Source organism: Streptomyces sp. NPDC057474 (assembly GCF_042802555.1).
Classification (GTDB): Bacteria; Actinomycetota; Actinomycetes; order Streptomycetales; family Streptomycetaceae; genus Streptomyces.
Map to the genome: position 1 here is coordinate 1 of NZ_JBHVDX010000041.1, position 16,943 is coordinate 16,943.

Below are 16,943 nucleotides of genomic sequence, written 5' to 3' on the forward strand. Positions count from 1 at the left end.
GCATGCCTCCCTGTGGGGAGGCATGCGCGGTTCGGCGGCCGGTTGCAGCGCGCCGGCGGTCGCGGGCGTCTACCGTCAGCTGCAGGTCCGGTAGTTGTAACCGGCGAGCCTCGTGACGCCGTCGCCGTCGGGGAAGCTGTAGTAGCCGGACGTGTTGCGGCTGAGGGTGAAGTCGTGCGCGATCCCGTCGTACCGCAGGTTCGCGGTGGAACCGTCGGCGGTGCTGCCGGACACGAAGTACAGCCACTGGTCCATGTGCCCGAAGGTCTCCTGGCCGACGGACCCGTCGACACCCAGGTTGAAGTAGTCCTGCAGGTCCTCGGTCGCGGCCTTGGTCTGCGAGCCGAACTGCCCGTCGATGTCCGAGGCGGAGCTGAGGAAGCCGTCCGCCCACAGGATCTTCTGCCACAGGCACGTGGCGTTGGAGTTGGTGTTGGTACCGGTCGACAGGATGCCCTCGTTGCCCCAGTCGTCCACGTAGGTGTCGGCACCGTAGACGTACGCGAGCCCGCTGTACGTCCCGCTCGCGGCGGCCGGCGTGGTGGCCAGCGCGAGGGTGGCCGCGGCCACGGCGCCGACCGTGCAGGCGGCCAGCTTGAATCGCGTGCTGCGCAAGCTCATGGGAGTCCTCTCTTCGAGCCACCGGGCCGGTGCCCGGCGAACACCGCAGACACTGGCAACGAAGATCCGGACCGGCAAGGAAAACCGCAGGTCACGGGAGAGTGAGACGCCGTCCCCGCGACAGCCTGGGAAGTTCCCGCGCCCCTGGGACGCCCGTGGGACACCCCTCGGACACCCATGGGTCGTACACGAAGCACACACCCCATGAACACGGGATGCGCACGAGGCGTAAATGGTCTAAAGTCCCCGTCTCCGACCGACCGATTACTAGGGGTAACCTGTGACAGCCGCCTCCGATTCGGAGAGATTCGCAGCCTTCCTGCGGTCGTTGAAGGAGCGGTCGGGCCTCAGTTACGAGGCGCTCGCCCAGCGCACCGGCAGCAGCAGGTCCAGCCTCCACCGCTACTGCTCGGGTTCGTACGTCCCGCCGGACTACGGCCCCGTACACCGCTTCGCCTTGATCTGCGGAGCTTCCCCGAACGAATTGCGGCAACTGCACCGGCTCTGGGCCGTGGCCGACATGAGCCGGATGGGCGACGGGGGCGGGGACGACGGCGGTGTCGGCGGTGTCGGCGGTGTCGGCGGTGTCGGCGGTGTCGGCGGTGTCGGCGGTGTCGGCGGTGTCGGCGGTGTCGGCGGTGTCGGCGGCGGGGCCGAACGGTCGCCGACCGCACCGGTGTCGGAGCCGGAAGCAAGTCCGGCGCAAGGCCCGGAGGAAGCTCCGGGAAGCGGACGGGAATCCGACGCGAAGCCCGAGGCGAAGCCCGACGCGAAGCCCGACGAAGCGGGTCCCGTGACAGCGGCCGGGGCGGGGGACGTGGCGGCCGGCAGCCCTTGGCGCGGACGGGTGCTGCCGATCCTCGGCGTGTGCTTCCTGCTCCTGGTGGTCGGCGGGACCTGGCTGACCCTGACGACGCGTCAGCAGGCGGCAGCCGAGGACACGGACGACGGACGCCTCCTCTTCTCCGCCGCGTGCGCGGAACCGGTCGGCATGGGACAGCACGACGCCTGTGTCCAGGAGGTGCAGCGGCTGCTCGCCGAGGCCGGCGCGGACATCTCCGTGGACAGTTCCTTCGGGCCGCAGACCCTGCGTCGCGTCACCGCGTTCCAGGTGCTGCACGGCCTCGACGCCGACGGGGTGGTCGGCGCGGAGACCAAGAAGGCGCTCTACGACCCCAAGGTGCGGATACGGAGCTGGTCGCCGGAGAAGGTGAGGCAACGCGTCCGCCAGGTGTTCGCCGAGGAGCCCGACCACGCGGTCGCGATCGCCGACTGCCAGTCCTTCCTCGACCCCCTCCACATCCTGCCGAACACCAACGGCACCAGGAACTGGGGCGTCTTCCAGATCTCCGACGCCCGTCTGCGCAAACTCGGCGGGACTCCGAGCAAGGCGCTGGAACCGGAGTGGAACATCCAGGCGGCCCACCGCCTGTGGAAACGCGCGGGCGACTTCAACGACTGGCCCTACTGCGAGCGCGCGTACAACAGCTCCCCCTCACCGGATACGAGCCCGTCCCCGACCCGGTCCTGAACGCGAAGCTCCTCCGGCGTACTCCCAGCGGCACCGGCCACCAAAAAAGCCGTATCGGCATTCACCGATACGGCTTCCAACTTGCTGTTCCGCAAGTCGGGACGACAGGATTTGAACCTGCGACCCCTTGACCCCCAGTCAAGTGCGCTACCAAGCTGCGCCACGTCCCGTCGCGCTGTCCACGAAGTTTCGTGTGAACGCGCAGGTAAACCCTACCCTACGCGCCTCTGACGTCCAGCTCGGGCAGGCCCTGCGGTCCACTGTCTGTCGCACGGGTTCGAGGGCCATCGCTCCTGGACGTCTACGCCAACTCTGGTCGGCCGTAAAATACGCATAGCAGTACTCGCATGAAGTAGATATCGCGCAAATCACGGGCCTGCCGACACGCGAACGACACGCCCACGCCTACTCCGGCGGCGTAGGCGTGTCGTGGGTGCGGTACATCGCCTGGACGTCCAGTTCCAGCTGGATGGTCGGGCCGACGACCGCGATGCCGCGGGCGAGCATGGAGCGCCAGTTGAGGGTGTAGTCCTCGCGGTGGAGTTCGGACTTGGCGAGGGCGGCGCAGCGGAGTTCCTCGCCGTAGCCGCCGTTGACGGTGCCGAGGTAGGTGGTGTCCAGGGACACCGAACGGCTGACGCCGTGCATGGTGAGGCTGCCCTGGAGGGTCCACCTGCTGCCGCCACGGTAGGCGAAGCGGGTGCTGGTGAAGTCGATGTACGGGAAGCGTTCGACGTCGAGGAAGTCGGCGGAACGCAGGTGCGTGTCGCGGATGTTGTTGCCGGTGTTGATGCTGGACGCGTCGATGCGCACATCGACGCGGGACTGGGTCATGTCCTGGGCGATCGCGAGACCGCCCCTGAAGCGTTCGAATCGGCCGTGCACATGGGCCATCCCGACGTGCTTGGCGATGAAGCGGATCGCGGTGTGCGGTGGGTCGAAGAGCCAGGTTCCGGGGGCTGGGAGTTCGAGCGCCCTTGCCGACTGGAGCCACACACGCTCCCGGGAGACACCGGCGTCCGCGACGATCTCGACCGTCTCGCGGTGCGGTTCCAGTCCCTCGGCCATGATCAGCATGCTGTAGGTGCCCGGTGGCAGAACGGCCATGAAGAAGCCGTACGGGTCCGTGGCGCCGCGTGCGGCGACGCGATGGCTGCGCAGTTCCGTCACCGTCACGTCGGCCGCGCCCATGGGTTGGTTCACGGGGTCCAGTACCTCGCGGAGGACGGCCCCCGCGCCGTCCGGGACCGGGAACGTGGCGCCCGCGGCGCCTCCGGGGGCACTCTTGAATCGCCGCCGGAGCAGTCCGAGGGGCATGGTGTTCACCTTTCGGTTCTCGTCTTCTTCTTTATCGTGTCTTCGGTTCGTGTCTTCGGTTCGCGGCTTCGGTTCGCGGCTTCGGTTCGCGTGGGTCAGGACCACGCCGGAGGCCGGTGGCCCTCGTACGCCGCGCTCAGGACCTCCAGGGCGTCCGCCGCTGTGATCTCGCGCGGGTTGGGGTACGCCTGGCCCGTCACCTCGGCCGCAGCCGCCGTCAAGTCGACTTTCCTCAGGCCCAGTTCGGCCAGGGAGCGGGGCGCGCCGAGGCTGCCCGACAGGTACCACAGGGCCTGGGGGGCGTCGTCCGTGGTCAGGGCGCGGCCGAGTGCCGTCATGGCGTCGCGCGCGGCCGGGGCGTTGTAGGCGAGGGCGTACGGGAGGACGACCGTGTGGGTCTCGGCGTGGGGGAGGCCGAAGGTGCCGCCCAGGACGTGGCACAGCTTGTGGTGCAGGCCCATGGTGGTCGCGCCGAGCGCGGCGCCGCAGAGCCAGGCGCCGTAGAGGGCACGGCCGCGCGCCTCCAGGTCTTCGGGATCGGCCGCCACGCCGGGGAGTGCGCCCACCATGGCCCGGGCGCCCTCCTCCGCCGTCAGCGACACCAGCGGCGAGGCGTCCGGCGCGTACAGGGCCTCGGCGGCGTGGGCGACCGCGTTGATGCCGCTGGTCACGGAGAGGGGCACCGGGAGGGAGAGGGTGAGTTCGGGGTCGTAGACGACGCTGCGCGGCAGGACCGACGGGGCGCGGCCGGTGCGCTTTGCGCCGTGTTCGGTCAGGCCCCAGACCGGGGTCATCTCGGAGCCGGAGTACGTGGACGGCACGGCGATCAACGGCAGTTCGGTGCGGAGCGCGATCGCCTTGCCCAGGCCGATCGCCGAGCCACCGCCGACCGCCACGCATCCGTCCGCGCCCGCGGCCCGCGCCGCCGGCACCGCTCGGTCGACCACCTCCACCGGCACGTGCTGGCGCGCCTCCGCGAACAGTCCGGCACACGCCGCACCCAGCGAATCCACGACAACGCCAGCCGTCTCGGCGCCCCTCGGTCCGCACACCACCAACAGCCGTCGCAGCCCCAGCCGTTCGGCCTCCCCTGCCACCGCCGTCACCGACGCGCCTGGGCGCATGACGACCCGCATGGGCTGGGCCTCGTACACGAACTCCATTACGGACGTTCCGAGTTGCGCGCCTCATCACGTGCATCACTTGGATCCACTGCATCGCGTGCATCGAGTGCGTCGAGTGCGTTGAGTACGAGGTCGAAGCGGGCGTGGCGGAAGGGGTTCGGGACACCGAACTGCCTGGCGAGGGACGGGTCGTCAGTCTCCGTGAAGTTTTGGACGAGGCTCTCCTTCACCGCGAAGACCGCGTCCGAGTCGAGGTGGTCGCTGCCGGCCACGAAGATGTGGGTGGTGACCGGGGCGTGGTCCTCGGCCGAGGCGATGAAGTGGATGTGGGCCGGGCGGTAGGGGTGCCGGGCCGTCGCCCGGAGGAGGTCTCCTACGGGGCCGTCCGTGGGGATGGGGTACGGGCTCGGCACGCAGGTGCGGAACCAGAAGTGGCCCTCGGCGTCCGCCGTGAACAGGCCGCGGCCGTTGCCCGCCGGCTGGACGTCCGGCTGCTGGACGTCGTAGTAGCCCTCGGCGTTCGCCTGCCAGACGTCGAGGACCGCGCCGGGCAGCGGAGTGCCGTCCTTCGACAGCACGCGCCCGCTGATCACGCACGGCTCGCCGCCGCCGACCAGGTCGATGTCCGCGCCGAGTTCCCGGACCGGTGACTCGGTCATGTGGAACGGGCCGAGAACCGTCGACTCCGTCACGCCTCCGCGGTCGTCGCTGTTGATCGTCTCGACGAGCATGGAGACGCCGAGGACGTCCGACAGGAGGACGAACTCCTGCCGGGTGTCCGTGCAGGCCTGTCCGGTCGCCGTGAGGAAGGCGATCGCCTGCTCCCACTCCGCCATCGTCGGCTCCGCCTCGCGGACGAAGGCGTGGAGGTGGCGGGTGAGGGCGGTGAGCAGCTCCCGCAGGCGCTGGTCGGCAGTGCCGTCGAGGCTGCCGACGACCGCCTCGGTGATCCGGGTGGTGAATTCGGTGGTCATGCCCCACTCCTACGACTGTTCACGCGGCTCCGCCACGGCTGAGCTCACAGCTGTTTTCTTCAGGCACGCCCGAGTCAGGCACGCCCGAGTCAGACACGCCCAAGTCAGACACGCCCGAGTCGGACATGCCCGAGAATCCGCCGGACCGCCTCCGTCAGCAACCGCTCGGCGTCCTCCGGGGACGCGGCCGCCGTCGCGTGGCGGAAGGCGACGTACCCGTCCGGCCGTACGAGGAGGGCTCCCGCGTCGGCCACCTCGCTGAGCCGCGCCCAGTCGCCGTACGGGTCCTCGTACTCCTGGCCGGGGCCGATGACGGCGGTGGCGATCTCCAGGTCCTGGGCCGCGGCGGCCCGGATCCAGTCGGCGCCGCCGATGCCGGTGAGCAGGGTGAAGCGGCCCCGGCCGACGGTGTCGAGCGTGGAGAGGGTGCGGGTGCCGGAGGTGATCCAGGCGTGCGGGAGTTTGGCGCCGGGGCGGGAGGTGGGCTGGTGGTACAGCTCGGGGTCGCGGTCGAAACCGGGGTCCGCCGTGCCGTCGGGGACGATCGCCGCAGAGCTTTCGGCGGGATACCGCTGGTTGAGGTCGACGCCGTGCGCGTTGAACTCGTACACCTTGAACGCGATCGCCTCGCGGAGCTTGGCCCGCTGCTTCTCGGCCGCCTCGGTGTCGTCCTTGCGGGCGGCGATGTTGGCCCACAGCTGTTCGGGGGTCTGCGGGGAGAGCCCGTCCAGAGCCTCGAAGACGGGAGCGGTCTCGCCGATGGACTTGTTGGCGCGGGTGACGATCTGCCTGCCGATCGGGGCGCGTTCGGCGGTGTAGGTGTCGAGCAGTTGGGGGGACGCCGTGCCGTCGAGGACGAGCTTGAGCTTCCAGGCCAGGTTGTAGGCGTCCTGGATCGAGGTGTTGGAGCCCAGGCCGTTGGACGGCGGGTGGCGGTGCGTGGCGTCACCTGCGCAGAAGACCCGCCCGTTCGAGTAGGTCTCCGCGTACATCTCGTTGACGGTCCAGGCCGCGGACGACTTGATGGTCAACGGGGTCTCGTCGTCGCCGACCAGCCTGCGGACGATCGACTCGGCGTACTCGGTGGTCAGGTCGGGGGCGCCCGCGGTGACGTCGTACCCCCAGACGATCAGCCACTCGTTCCAGGGCCGCACGCATCGCACCAGGCCCGCCCCGATGCCGCCGACGGTGGCGCCGGGGGCCAGCACCCAGTAGAGGGTGGACGGGCGGTGCGCGGTGTACTTCGACAGGTCCATGTCGAAGACGATGTTGATGCTGCCGGCCACGCCCATCTGGCCGCCCATCGGCAGCCCGGCGTCCTCGGCGACCTGGGAGCGGCCGCCGTCGGCGCCGATGAGGTACCTGGCGCGGATGGTGTACTCGTCGCCGCGCAGCCGGTCCTCGACGGTGACCGTGACGCCCTCGTCGTCCTGGAGGAAGGACTTGTAGACGGTGCTGAAGCGCAGGTTGGTGCCGCGGGCGACGGCCGCGTCGATGAGCACGGGCTCCATTAGGTGCTGCGGCATGTCGCACATACGGGTGGGGCTGGCCAGCTCGTGCGCGGCCTGGACGAGCGGGTCGTTGCCCCAGGAGCGGACCCGGCCCAGCTCCTCCCCCGCGAGGCTGGTGCAGAAGGTCGTGTCGCCCATCAGCCGCTGCGGCGTGGCCTTCGCGACGATTTCCTCCTCGACACCGAGGTCGCGCAGCACCTCCATGGTGCGCTGGTTGGTGATGTGTGCCCGGGGCGTGTCGGCGAGACTCGCGTAGCGGGTGACCACGATGTTCGGGACGCCGTACGTACTCAGGGCGAGCGCGGCGGAGGCGCCCGCGGGGCCACTGCCCACGATCAGTACGTCGGTCACGACATCCGGCTCGACGGTGTGCACGGGAGACGCTCCAGGGAATGAGAACAGGCACCGGCCGTTCAAGATCATGGAGGGCGGCGCAGGAGCGTGGGTGTCTCAATAAGAGACAGTGCGTGCGGTTTGCCGGACGGGAGTCGTCCGGGATACGGGGCCGGGGCCGCGCCCGTTCAGGCGGACCGGAGGGTACGGGCGCACCGCCCGCCGCCGGGGTCCGGGGTGGTTGTTGCCTGTTCAACCTCGCCGGGTACGGTGAGTGGTGTCGTGACCACCGCGGAGCACCTCCCCGCCCACCCTGCCCTGGCGTCGCTGCGCAGGGCCCGTGAGTTGTTCCTCGAAGGGCGCCAACTGCCGGACGGTGTACCGGAGGAGATCGTCGCCGCCTGGAGGCGTGCCCGGTTTTTCGGCGTACGACGCGACCTGCAGGACTCCGCGACCGACGCGCCCCGCGAGGCCGCCGACACGCCACGGAATGCCGTACGACCGGACGAATCCGCCCTGTTGGCCGCGGCCCGGCCGGTACTCGAACGGCTCGCCCCCGCCGTGGGCACCGGACGGACGGCGCTCCTGCTGACCGACGAGCGGCTGCGGGTGCTGTGGGCGACCGGGTGCGCGCCGGGCGATCCCCGTTGCGAGGACCTCTCCGAGCAGCTGGTCGGCAACAACAGCGCGGTGCTCGCGCTCCGCACCCGCCGTCGCGCCGAGGTGCACGGGCCGGAGCACTTCCTCGACCTGTGGCAGGACGTGTCCGCGGTCAGCGTGCCCGTGCTCGCGCCGGAGACCGGGCGGACCCTGGGCACGGTGACGGTCACCTCCGGGCTCTGCGCCGAGTGCGCTCCGCATCCGTGGGCCTCCCTCGCCGAGGCCGCGGCCGGTGCCGTCGAAGCGGAGCTCCTGGCGCGGTCGCAGCCGGCCGAACGGGTCCTGCTGGACGCGTATCTGCGGGCCGCACGGGAGCAGGGGCAGGCGGTCCTCGCCCTCGACGGCCGCAACCGCCTGGTGAGCGAGGCCGCGGGGCGGCTGTTGTCACCGGAGGGGCTGGAAGCGCTGGAACGAGGCGTGGTCGCGCTGCTGCGGGACGCGGACGGCGGGAGGAGGGCAGGGGGCGTGGGTTTCCCGGGCCCGACGGAGTGCGATCCCGAGTCGGCACCCGGAGCGGTGTCCGAGGCCGTCCCGGGTACGACCGGGCCCGACCCCGAACCGACGCCCACAACGCCGACCCAACCCGTCCCGAGCACGACCGGGCCTGACCCCGAACCGACGCCCGCAGCGGTGACCCGAGCGGTGTCCGTGACCGACGTGGCCTCGAACTCGTACCGTATCCGGCTCCCGGACGGTGTGAGGTGTTCCGCGACGGTCACCCCGGTGTCGCACCGGGGGTCGGTCATCGGCGCGGTGGCTGTACTGGAGCCGCTGGGGGCCAACACCGCCGCGCCGGTCGGGCGGGGTGTCGTGGCCCTGGCCGGGCGATCGGTGCCGTGGCGACACGCCGTCGGGCGCGCGACGGAGTTGGCACGGTCGCCGGAGCCGCTGCTGCTCGTCGGTGAACGGGGCACCGGAAAGACCGCGCTCGCACACGAACTGGCCCCCGAGCTGCTGGTGGTCGACGCGGCGAAGGGCGAACCAGGCTCTCTGATCGACGAGTTGGCGGAAGACCACGCGCTCCTCATCCGCCATGTCGAGCGGCTCACGCAACCGGACACCGCGGCCCTCAACTCACTCCTCGAAACGCATCCGAGCGCGCCCCTGCTGGTCACCTACACTCCCGGAACACCGCCGGGCCCCTGCCTCCAGCGGCTCCTGGACAGCCTGGCCGCCCGCTCGGTCACCCTCCCCGCCCTGCGTGAACGTCCGGAAGACGTACGGGAGTTGTTGACGGCGCTGGCTCCGAAGCCGGCCCCCGGACAACCCCCGCTCACCTGGACACTGGACGCCCTGCGTGCCCTGGAACAGCATCCGTGGCCCGGCAACGTCACCGAACTCGCCCATGTCGTACGGGCGTTGGCAGAGCAGCGGCGAGTGTCCGGTCCCGTGCGACGCGCCGAACTGCCGGACGCCGTCCGCGAGGGTCCCGCTGCCCGGCGCCTCAGCCCCATGGAGCACGCCGAACGCTCCGCCATCCTGGAGGCCCTCCGCCGCAACGGAGGCAACAAGGCCCGCACGGCGGCGTCCCTGGGCATCGCCCGCGCCACGCTGTACCGGAAACTGCGGGGCTATCAGGGCTGACCGTTCGAACACCGACGTGCGCGCCTGCGTGGATGCCGACTGGAGGGCTGGTCGTGGGGCGATCAGGGCCCGTCATGTGGCGATCAACGGGCGGCCGCACGACCATGGGAATGCCGGTTCACCCGTACGGCCCGTTTGCCAGGAAGGTGGTAGCCGATGTGCCGGTGGCTCGCCTACTCGGGAACGCCCGTCCTGCTCGACACGATCCTCTACCGGCCGGCGCACTCTTTGATCGACCAGAGTCTGCACTCCCGGCTGGGCGTCGAGACCACCAACGGTGACGGGTTCGGCGTCGGCTGGTACTCGCCGGACCTGGAGACCCCCGCGATCTTCCGCGACATCGGTCCGGCATGGAGCAACCGCAATCTGCGGGAAATCGCCTACCACGTCCGCTCCCCGCTGTTCTTCGCCCACATCCGGGCGTCGACCGGTTCGGCGGTGCAGCAGACCAACAGCCACCCCTTCCGCCACGGCCGCTGGATGTGGATGCACAACGGCGCGATCACCGACTTCCACCTGATCCGGCGGGACCTTTCCCTGGCCGTCGACCCGGAGCTCTTCGCCGACATCGAAGGACAGACGGACTCCGAGCTGATGTTCTACCTGGCGCTCACGTTCGGCCTGGAAGAGGACCCTCCCGGCGCCGTGGCGCGGATGGCGGGTCTGGTGGAACGCACCGGTCACGAGCACGGGGTGGAGTTCCCGCTGCAGATGACGGTCGCCGTGACGGACGGAGAGGCGCTGTGGGCCTTCCGCTACTCCAGCCAGAAGACGTCCCGCTCGCTGTTCTACAGCACCCGCGTGGAGACGTTGCGCGCACTCCACCCCGACCTGACGTTCCTGCGAGAGGTCTCCGACGAGACCCGTCTCATCGTCTCCGAGCCCCTGGGCGATCTGCCCGGCGCCTGGAACGAGGTTCCCGAGAGCAGTTACGGCGTCGTCCGGCCCGGAGCGGACGTGCTGCGTTCCTTCGCCCCGCAACCTGTGTGAGCGCACACGGCGAAGGGGCCGCTTCGGATTGCTCCGAAACAGCCCCTGAGCTGCGACTCCTTCGAGTCGGGACGACAGGATTTGAACCTGCGACCCCTTGACCCCCAGTCAAGTGCGCTACCAAGCTGCGCCACGTCCCGGTGCGCTGTCCGCGGTGAACCGCGTGATCGCGCACTGCGAACTTTACCGTATGTCGGCCCCTGCTCCGCAGCCGGTGAGAGGCGGGGGACAATCGAGGCATGAGCGGGACATCGGATGACGGGACGACGCGAGGGCGGGACCGGGACGAGGAGGGGCGGGCGCGGAGCGCGCGGCCCCGGGACGGGCTGGGGCGCCCGCTGCCGCACGGGGCGGCGGGTGTGGAACGGCAGCCCGAGGGGGTGGCGCGGGACCCCGAGGAGACGGTCGTCGAGGCGCAGGCGCTGCTGGACGCGGGTAAGCCGTTCCATGCGCACGAGGTCTTCGAGGACGCCTGGAAGTCCGGGCCGGACGAGGAGCGCGCCCTGTGGCGGGGCCTCGCCCAGCTCGCGGTGGGCCTCACGCACTCGGCACGCGGGAACGTCAAGGGCGGGGCGCTGCTGCTGCGGCGCGGGGCCGGGGCCGTCGAGGAGTGGGGGGACGGGAGTGGACGGCGGCGCCCCTACGGTGTCGATCTGGCCGGGGTGGGAGCCTGGGCGCGGCGGCTGGCCGGCGTCGTGGAGCAGGGGGGACGCGCCGTGGACGCGGGGGCTTGGGCGCCTCGGTTGCGCGGGGACGAGGGCGGGCCCACGACGGCTCGCCCCTGACATTCCGGCTTCGGCTCCCGTCGCCACACGCGGTGCGTGAGCTGTCAGTGGTACGCGGCAGATTCGGTGGGCTTCGGCGTGCTTCGGTGGGCTTCGGTGGGCTTCGGTGGGCTTCGGTGGGCTCGAGAGTGAGCGCGCCCGTTCACACCCTCCCGGCTCGGCTCCGCATGCAGGGTCGGCGTCCCGGGGTGATCGTGACCGTGTGACGACCACCCAAGAAGCCGCCCCGCCCGCCGCGCAGGCGCCCGTGCTGAGCAGGCGGCAACGCAATGTCGTCTTCGTGACGATCATGCTGGGGGCTGCTGGCGGCCCTCGACCGACGATCGGGGGGGACGGCGCTGCCGACGATCGTGTCGGACCTGGACGGTGCGGAGCACGTGTCGTGGGTCGTGACGGCGGATCTGCCGGCGGAGACGGTGTCCACGGCCCTGGTGGGGAAGTTCGGCGACCTGTTCGGGCGGACACCGGAGTTGGCGTCGTCCGGGGCGGGGGCGTCAGCGGAGCAGTAGCTGCAGGCCGCCCACGATCGTCGCCGCGATCACCAGTTGCTCGAACACCTTCTGGTCGATGCGGTTCACGGCCCACTTGCCGAGGAAGGCGCCCGGCACGACGAACAGGGCGAGGGCGGCGTCCAGCAGCAGGGAGTGCGCGTCGATGAGGCCGAGGCCCACGCTGAAAGGGACCTTGGAGACGTTGACGATGAGGAAGAAGAAGGCCGACGTGCCCAGGAAGCCGAGCTTCCGGAAGCCTGCCGAGAGCAGGTACATCGACATCACGGGGCCGCCGGCGTTGGCGACCATGGTGGTGAAGCCGCCGAGGACGCCGTACGAGCGGGCCTTCACGCGGCCGGCGCGGGTGGTGATCGCGTCGGGTTCGTCGTCCTTGTCGACCGTGCGGCGGCGCCAGATCGTGACCGCCGTCATCAGCAGCAGGATCGCGCCGATCGACGTACGGACGATCTGGTCGTCGGCCCAGATCAGGAACAACGTGCCGAAGACGACGCCGGCGCCGACCGCCGGAAAGAGTTTCCACAGGGTGGGCCAGTGGGCGTGCCTGCGATAGGTCAGGACGGCGAGGACGTCCCCGACGATGAGGATGGGGAGCAGGACGCCGGTCGAGGCGCGGGCGGGCAGGACGGCCGCGAAGATCGCGAGGCTGACCGTGTTGGCACCGCTCACGGCGGTCTTCGAGAAGCCGACGAGCAGGGCGGCGAAGGCGAGGGCCGCGAACTCGGCCGTGGACAGGTGCCAGAGAGTCATCGTGTTCATGCGGGGTCCGATGCTATGCGCACCTATCGGCGCGCGACAGGACCGTCTCGCCAGATGACCTGCCACCGTCCGGTCCTGACTCCGGTGGCCCCGACTGTGCCCGGTTCGATCCTCCTCGCCCTCGCCACTGCCCGGTTCGGCTTTCGCCCCGAACGGCCCATGGACCATCGTCCGACGGGCTGGCAAGATCCCCGGGGTACCGTCCCCGACGTAGTTGGAGGAGTCATGGCCGACTCGCGCGAGCACAACTTCGCCGGTACGCGGGGCGGTGTCACCGCGCGGGAATGGCCGTGCGAGGGGGCGCGCTGTGTCGTGCTCCTGGTGCACGGCTACGGGGAGCACATCGGCCGGTACGAACACGTGGCCGACGCCCTGGTGCGGCACGGCGCGGCGGTGTTCGGTCCCGATCACATGGGGCACGGCAGGTCTGCGGGCGAGCGGGTGCTGATCGAGGACTTCGAGGACGTGGTCACCGATGTGCACGCCGTTGAGGTGCTGGCCCGGGCCGCGTATCCGGGTCTGCCGGTGGTGCTGATCGGCCACTCCATGGGCGGTCTGATCGCCGCGCGGTACGCCCAGCGGTACGGCGTCGGGCTCACGGCGGTCGTGCTGTCCGGGCCCGTGATCGGTATATGGGAGCCGCTGCGGGTGCTGCTCGCGCCGCCGGAGGTGCCGGACGTCCCCCTCGACCCGAAGCTGCTGTCGCGGGACATGGCGGTCGGTGCCGCGTACGCGAACGATCCGCTGGTGTGGCACGGCCCGTTCAAGCGGCCGACGCTGGAGGCCTTCGACCGCGCCCTGGAGACGATCTCGAAGGGCGGGTCCGTCGGTGCGCTCCCGTTGCTGTGGCTGCACGGCGACGACGACCGGATCGTGCCGCTGCCCGGCAGCCGTACGGGGATCGAGGAGTTCCGCGGCGCTGTGTGGACCGAGCGCGTCTATGCGGGCGCCCGGCACGAGGTGTTCAACGAGACGAACAAGGGCGAAGTGCTGGCGGACGTCAAGGAGTTCGTGGACGACGTGCTGGGGCGCTGAGCCCCTGGTTCGTCAGGATCCCTCGCTCGCCGAGACTGCGGAGGGTTTGCTTCCACGGGCTCGGGATGCCGCGTTTTCCCCCATCCGTCCTGGGCACCCGGTCTCGCATGGAGTGGTTGCGGAGAGCGGCCTGCGTGGGAGAGGACCCCGAACTGTTCTTCCCCGTGGGCACCACAGGACCGGCGCTCGACGACGTCGTCGCCGCCAAGCGTGTCTGCGCCCGCTGCCCGGTGCGCCGCGAGTGCCTCAACTGGGCGCTCGGCAACGGGCAGACGGCCGGCGTTTGGGGCGGCATGGGCGAGGAGGAGCGCACCGACCTGCTCCGCAGGGCCGGGAGCGCCGACGCCGCCCGGCACGAAGCCTTCGCCGGCACGATGCGATGAGGAGTACTACGTAATGACGATGGTGAGGAGCACCCTTCCCGAGCCCGCCCGCCGGATCGCGGGCGACGCGCTGCAGGAGAGCCTGGTGGATCTGCTGGGACTTTCGCTGATCGGGAAGCAGGCCCACTGGAACATCGTGGGACCGAGGTTCCGTTCGATCCACCTCCAGCTCGACGAGGTGGTGTCCACGGCACGGACGTTCGCCGATCAGGTCGCCGAACGTGCGGCGGCGCTCGGAGTCGCCCCGGACGGCCGGCCCGAGACCGTGGCGGCGCGGTTCGACCTGCAGGGGCCGAAGGAGGGCTGGCTGCGGGACACCGAGGTCGTACGGCTGGTGGTGGAGGCACTGGAGACGGCGATCGGGCGGCTGCGCGAGCGTATCGACGCCACGGAGGAGGCCGACAAGGTCACGCAGGACCTGCTGATCTCCATCACCTACGAGTTGGAGAAGCAGCGCTGGATGTTCGACGCGGAGGACTGGCCGCGCGAGGACTGACGGTACGCAGGAGGCGCTGCGTCAGCGCGGTAGGCATGGTGCTGCAGCGCAGCAGCCACCCCCGTCGACGTTCAGGTTCACCGCGTTGACCGAGCGGTTGCCGAAAAGGAAGTCCACTGCGTCGACCACGTCCCGCATGGTCGCGAGCCGCCCCGTCGGCGTCCTGTCGATCAGGGCGCCGACGGGTTTGCGCGAGTTCGGTGGCGCGGGTGTGGACCAGGCCGGTGACGCCCGCGTTGACGGTGGCGAGCGTGGTCGCGCCGGGGTAGGGCCGTTCCTTGGCCTGGCCGCCGAAGAGGACGACCGCGCTGTCGTCGTGGAGTCGCGTCCGCAGGGCGTGGCCGACCTCCGTGTGCCGAGGAGTTCGCGGGTCACGAAGTGCAGGGCGGCGTCGATGTCGTACTCGGCGACGCGGTTGTGGTCGCGGGAGATGTCGACGAGGACCAGGTGGTCGACAGGTCCGACGTCCGTCAGGGCTCCGGCGATCTCGCCTGGCCGGGGCAGGGCGAGGCCCCGTGCCGCACCGACCTCCTTGGCGACGGTGGCGGCGCGGCCCGCGTCCCGGCCGGTGAGGACCACCTCGCGTCGCCGCCCGCGCGGTGCCGAGGGTGACGTCGTCGCCCGCGCGTACGACCCGGGCGCGGCACAGCTCTACGACGTGGTCCGGCGCCGGGGGCAAGCCCTTCGTGGCGAGGAGCCCCTTGTGCTCGAAGAAGACCACCGGGTCGTCGGTGCCCGCAGACTCATCCCGCGCGCCAGGCGGGCCTGCCGGATGCGTGCTCCGACGGGCGGCGCGGCGGCTGGGGGCACGGATGCTCTCTCTGCGGTCGGGATCGGCCGGTGTCCAGCTCCGTCACGGTAGGGCACCCGGACCTGGCGCTGGGCGGGAGTCGGTTTCGCTCACCGGCGCTCGCCGGGTACCACCGCGCCCACCCGTGCCGCCCAGCCGCCCAGCGGCACGACTGCCCGCAGCTACGACAGTGCTTCCAACCCCAGGTGGTCGCGGAGCGTCGTGCCCTCGTAGTCCGTGCGGAAGACTCCCTGTTCCTGCAGCAGCGGTACGACCTTGTCGGCGAAGGGGTCGAGGCCGGTGGGGGTGATGTGGGGGACGAGGATGAAGCCGTCGGCGGCGTCGGACTGGACGTAGTCGTTGATGGTCCGCGCGACGGTGGCCGGGGTGCCGATGAAGTTCTGGCGGTTGCCGGTCTCGATGACGAGGTCGCGGATGGACCAGTTGTTGGCGGCGGCGAGCTCCCGCCATTCGCGGGCGGTGGCCAGCGGGTCGCGGTACATGCGCACTTGGGCGCGGCCCCTGGAAATGTGGGTGTCGCTGATGTCCGGGTCGATGTCGGGGAGCGGGCCTTCCGGGTCGTAGGAGGACAGGTCCCGGTTCCAGACGAACTCCAGGTGCTTGATGGCTGTGGCGCCACTGACCTGCTGCCGGCGGACGTCGTGGGCGAGCTCCTCCGCCTCCTCGTCGGTGTCGCCGAGAATGAAGCTCGCGGCGGGCAGGATGAGCAACTGGTCGTGGCGGCGGCCGTACTTGGCGAGTCGGCTCTTGACGTCGGTATAGAAGGCGCGGCCCGTGTCCAGGCCGGCGTACCGGCTGAAGATGGCGTCGGCGCTCGACGCGGCGAACTCGCGGCCCTCGTCGGAGTCGCCCGCCTGGAAGACGACCGGGCGGCCCTGCGGTGAGCGCGGCACGTTGAACCGACCCTCGATGTCGAAGTGCTGCCCGGTATGGACGAAGGCGCCTGCCTTGGCGTCCCGCAGGAAGACGCCCGTCTCCTGGTCTGCGACGATCTCGTCCCCGTTCCAGGAGTCGAAGAGTTCGTTCGCCGTGGCCAGGAACTCCTTGGCGCGGGAGTAGCGCTCCTCCTGCGGCAGGTAGCCGCTCCGGCGGAAGTTCTCGCCGGTGAACGCGTCCCAGGAGGTGACGACGTTCCACGCGGCGCGCCCGCCGGAGAGGTGGTCGAGGCTCGCGAACTGGCGGGCCACCTCGTACGGCTCGTTGAAGGTGGAGTTGATGGTGCCGGTCAGTCCGAGATGTTCGGTGACGGCGGCGAGCGCGGCGAGGACGGTGAAGGTGTCGGGGCGGCCGACGACGTCCAAGTCGTATATCTTTCCGCCCTGTTCGCGCAGCCGCAGCCCCTCAGCGAGGAACAGGAAGTCGAACTTGGCGCGCTCGGCGGTCCGCGCGAAGTGCGCGAAGGAGCTGAACTCGATGTGGCTGCCGGCCTCGGGGTCGCTCCATACGGTGGTGTTGTTGACGCCGGGGAAGTGGGCGGCCAGGTGAATCTGCTTCAGGGGCTTGCTCATGGTGGTCGGTCT

15 protein-coding genes, 2 tRNA genes and 1 pseudogene are annotated in these 16,943 nt (G+C 70.6%); 8 read left to right on the forward strand and 10 right to left on the reverse strand.

Annotated elements, in window-relative coordinates; all coding sequences use genetic code 11:
* Positions 1 to 75: 75 nt before the first annotated feature.
* A complete protein-coding gene (locus ACFU53_RS14740) occupies positions 76 to 621 on the reverse strand; it encodes a peptidoglycan-binding protein (protein WP_383991002.1) in 546 nt (181 codons plus the stop codon).
* A gap of 280 nt (positions 622 to 901) precedes the next feature.
* Between ACFU53_RS14740 and ACFU53_RS14745 the strand changes: the two genes are divergently transcribed.
* A complete protein-coding gene (locus tag ACFU53_RS14745) occupies positions 902 to 2,152 on the forward strand; it encodes a helix-turn-helix domain-containing protein (protein ID WP_383991004.1) in 1,251 nt (416 codons plus the stop codon).
* Positions 2,153 to 2,248: 96 nt separating this feature from the next.
* On the opposite strand, the gene ACFU53_RS14750 is transcribed toward ACFU53_RS14745, so the two are convergent.
* From ACFU53_RS14750 to ACFU53_RS14770, 5 genes are all read right to left on the reverse strand, one after another.
* Positions 2,249 to 2,322, reverse strand: a tRNA-Pro gene (locus ACFU53_RS14750).
* A gap of 235 nt (positions 2,323 to 2,557) precedes the next feature.
* Complete coding sequence (locus ACFU53_RS14755) at positions 2,558 to 3,469, reverse strand: YceI family protein (protein WP_383991007.1); 912 nt, start codon at positions 3,467 to 3,469, stop codon at positions 2,558 to 2,560.
* Between the two features lie 95 nt (positions 3,470 to 3,564).
* Entirely contained in the window at positions 3,565 to 4,632 is a 1,068-nt protein-coding gene (locus ACFU53_RS14760) for a maleylacetate reductase (RefSeq protein ID WP_383991010.1), read from the reverse strand.
* Positions 4,632 to 5,567 carry a dioxygenase gene (locus ACFU53_RS14765; protein WP_383991013.1) on the reverse strand — a complete coding sequence of 312 codons (936 nt, stop codon included), beginning with the start codon at positions 5,565 to 5,567 and terminating at the stop codon, positions 4,632 to 4,634. Before ACFU53_RS14765 ends, ACFU53_RS14760 begins: the two co-directional genes overlap by 1 nt.
* A 104-nt stretch (positions 5,568 to 5,671) precedes the next feature.
* Positions 5,672 to 7,453: an FAD-dependent oxidoreductase gene (locus tag ACFU53_RS14770; protein ID WP_383991016.1), complete on the reverse strand. Its 1,782-nt coding sequence runs from the start codon at positions 7,451 to 7,453 to the stop codon at positions 5,672 to 5,674.
* A gap of 240 nt (positions 7,454 to 7,693) precedes the next feature.
* Between ACFU53_RS14770 and ACFU53_RS14775 the strand changes: the two genes are divergently transcribed.
* Both ACFU53_RS14775 and ACFU53_RS14780 read left to right on the forward strand, forming a co-directional pair.
* Positions 7,694 to 9,655, forward strand: coding sequence for a helix-turn-helix domain-containing protein (locus ACFU53_RS14775; RefSeq protein WP_383991019.1), 1,962 nt, complete (start codon positions 7,694 to 7,696; stop codon positions 9,653 to 9,655).
* A 156-nt stretch (positions 9,656 to 9,811) separates the two neighbouring features.
* Complete coding sequence (locus ACFU53_RS14780; RefSeq protein WP_383991021.1) at positions 9,812 to 10,645, forward strand: class II glutamine amidotransferase; 834 nt, start codon at positions 9,812 to 9,814, stop codon at positions 10,643 to 10,645.
* Positions 10,646 to 10,711: 66 nt separating this feature from the next.
* Here ACFU53_RS14780 and ACFU53_RS14785 read toward each other — a convergent pair.
* A tRNA-Pro gene (locus ACFU53_RS14785) sits at positions 10,712 to 10,785 on the reverse strand.
* Between the two features lie 99 nt (positions 10,786 to 10,884).
* On the opposite strand from ACFU53_RS14785, the gene ACFU53_RS14790 reads away from it, so the two are divergent.
* Together ACFU53_RS14790 and ACFU53_RS14795 are read left to right on the forward strand one after the other, a co-directional pair.
* Positions 10,885 to 11,430, forward strand: coding sequence for a DUF309 domain-containing protein (locus ACFU53_RS14790; RefSeq protein WP_383991024.1), 546 nt, complete (start codon positions 10,885 to 10,887; stop codon positions 11,428 to 11,430).
* A gap of 202 nt (positions 11,431 to 11,632) precedes the next feature.
* Positions 11,633 to 11,891, forward strand: a pseudogene (locus tag ACFU53_RS14795) (MFS transporter); the annotation flags it as partial.
* A gap of 33 nt (positions 11,892 to 11,924) precedes the next feature.
* Here the strand turns inward: ACFU53_RS14795 and ACFU53_RS14800 are convergent.
* Positions 11,925 to 12,698, reverse strand: coding sequence for a sulfite exporter TauE/SafE family protein (locus ACFU53_RS14800; protein ID WP_383991026.1), 774 nt, complete (start codon positions 12,696 to 12,698; stop codon positions 11,925 to 11,927).
* A gap of 225 nt (positions 12,699 to 12,923) precedes the next feature.
* Between ACFU53_RS14800 and ACFU53_RS14805 the strand changes: the two genes are divergently transcribed.
* From ACFU53_RS14805 to ACFU53_RS14815, 3 genes are all read left to right on the forward strand, one after another.
* A complete protein-coding gene (locus ACFU53_RS14805; protein ID WP_383991029.1) occupies positions 12,924 to 13,733 on the forward strand; it encodes an alpha/beta hydrolase in 810 nt (269 codons plus the stop codon).
* 107 nt (positions 13,734 to 13,840) lie between these two features.
* Positions 13,841 to 14,116 carry a WhiB family transcriptional regulator gene (locus ACFU53_RS14810; protein ID WP_383991032.1) on the forward strand — a complete coding sequence of 92 codons (276 nt, stop codon included), beginning with the start codon at positions 13,841 to 13,843 and terminating at the stop codon, positions 14,114 to 14,116.
* 13 nt (positions 14,117 to 14,129) lie between these two features.
* Positions 14,130 to 14,612: a Dps family protein gene (locus ACFU53_RS14815; RefSeq protein WP_383991035.1), complete on the forward strand. Its 483-nt coding sequence runs from the start codon at positions 14,130 to 14,132 to the stop codon at positions 14,610 to 14,612.
* A gap of 21 nt (positions 14,613 to 14,633) precedes the next feature.
* Here ACFU53_RS14815 and ACFU53_RS14820 read toward each other — a convergent pair whose 3' ends face one another.
* Both ACFU53_RS14820 and ACFU53_RS14825 read right to left on the reverse strand, forming a co-directional pair.
* A complete protein-coding gene (locus tag ACFU53_RS14820; protein WP_383991037.1) occupies positions 14,634 to 15,191 on the reverse strand; it encodes a short-chain dehydrogenase in 558 nt (185 codons plus the stop codon).
* A 393-nt stretch (positions 15,192 to 15,584) separates the two neighbouring features.
* Positions 15,585 to 16,931 (reverse strand): NtaA/DmoA family FMN-dependent monooxygenase, encoded by a 1,347-nt coding sequence (locus tag ACFU53_RS14825; protein ID WP_383991040.1) that lies wholly within the window; start codon positions 16,929 to 16,931, stop codon positions 15,585 to 15,587.
* Positions 16,932 to 16,943: the final 12 nt, after the last annotated feature.

Coding starts and splice junctions, on each gene's coding strand:
- ACFU53_RS14740 (WP_383991002.1), bottom strand. CDS start 621: ATGAGCTTGCGCAGCACGCGATTCAAGCTGGCCGCCTGCACGGTCGGC.
- ACFU53_RS14755 (WP_383991007.1), bottom strand. CDS start 3,469: ATGCCCCTCGGACTGCTCCGGCGGCGATTCAAGAGTGCCCCCGGAGGC.
- ACFU53_RS14760 (WP_383991010.1), bottom strand. CDS start 4,632: ATGGAGTTCGTGTACGAGGCCCAGCCCATGCGGGTCGTCATGCGCCCA.
- ACFU53_RS14765 (WP_383991013.1), bottom strand. CDS start 5,567: ATGACCACCGAATTCACCACCCGGATCACCGAGGCGGTCGTCGGCAGC.
- ACFU53_RS14780 (WP_383991021.1), top strand. CDS start 9,812: ATGTGCCGGTGGCTCGCCTACTCGGGAACGCCCGTCCTGCTCGACACG.
- ACFU53_RS14790 (WP_383991024.1), top strand. CDS start 10,885: ATGAGCGGGACATCGGATGACGGGACGACGCGAGGGCGGGACCGGGAC.
- ACFU53_RS14800 (WP_383991026.1), bottom strand. CDS start 12,698: ATGAACACGATGACTCTCTGGCACCTGTCCACGGCCGAGTTCGCGGCC.
- ACFU53_RS14805 (WP_383991029.1), top strand. CDS start 12,924: ATGGCCGACTCGCGCGAGCACAACTTCGCCGGTACGCGGGGCGGTGTC.
- ACFU53_RS14810 (WP_383991032.1), top strand. CDS start 13,841: ATGGAGTGGTTGCGGAGAGCGGCCTGCGTGGGAGAGGACCCCGAACTG.
- ACFU53_RS14815 (WP_383991035.1), top strand. CDS start 14,130: ATGACGATGGTGAGGAGCACCCTTCCCGAGCCCGCCCGCCGGATCGCG.
- ACFU53_RS14825 (WP_383991040.1), bottom strand. CDS start 16,931: ATGAGCAAGCCCCTGAAGCAGATTCACCTGGCCGCCCACTTCCCCGGC.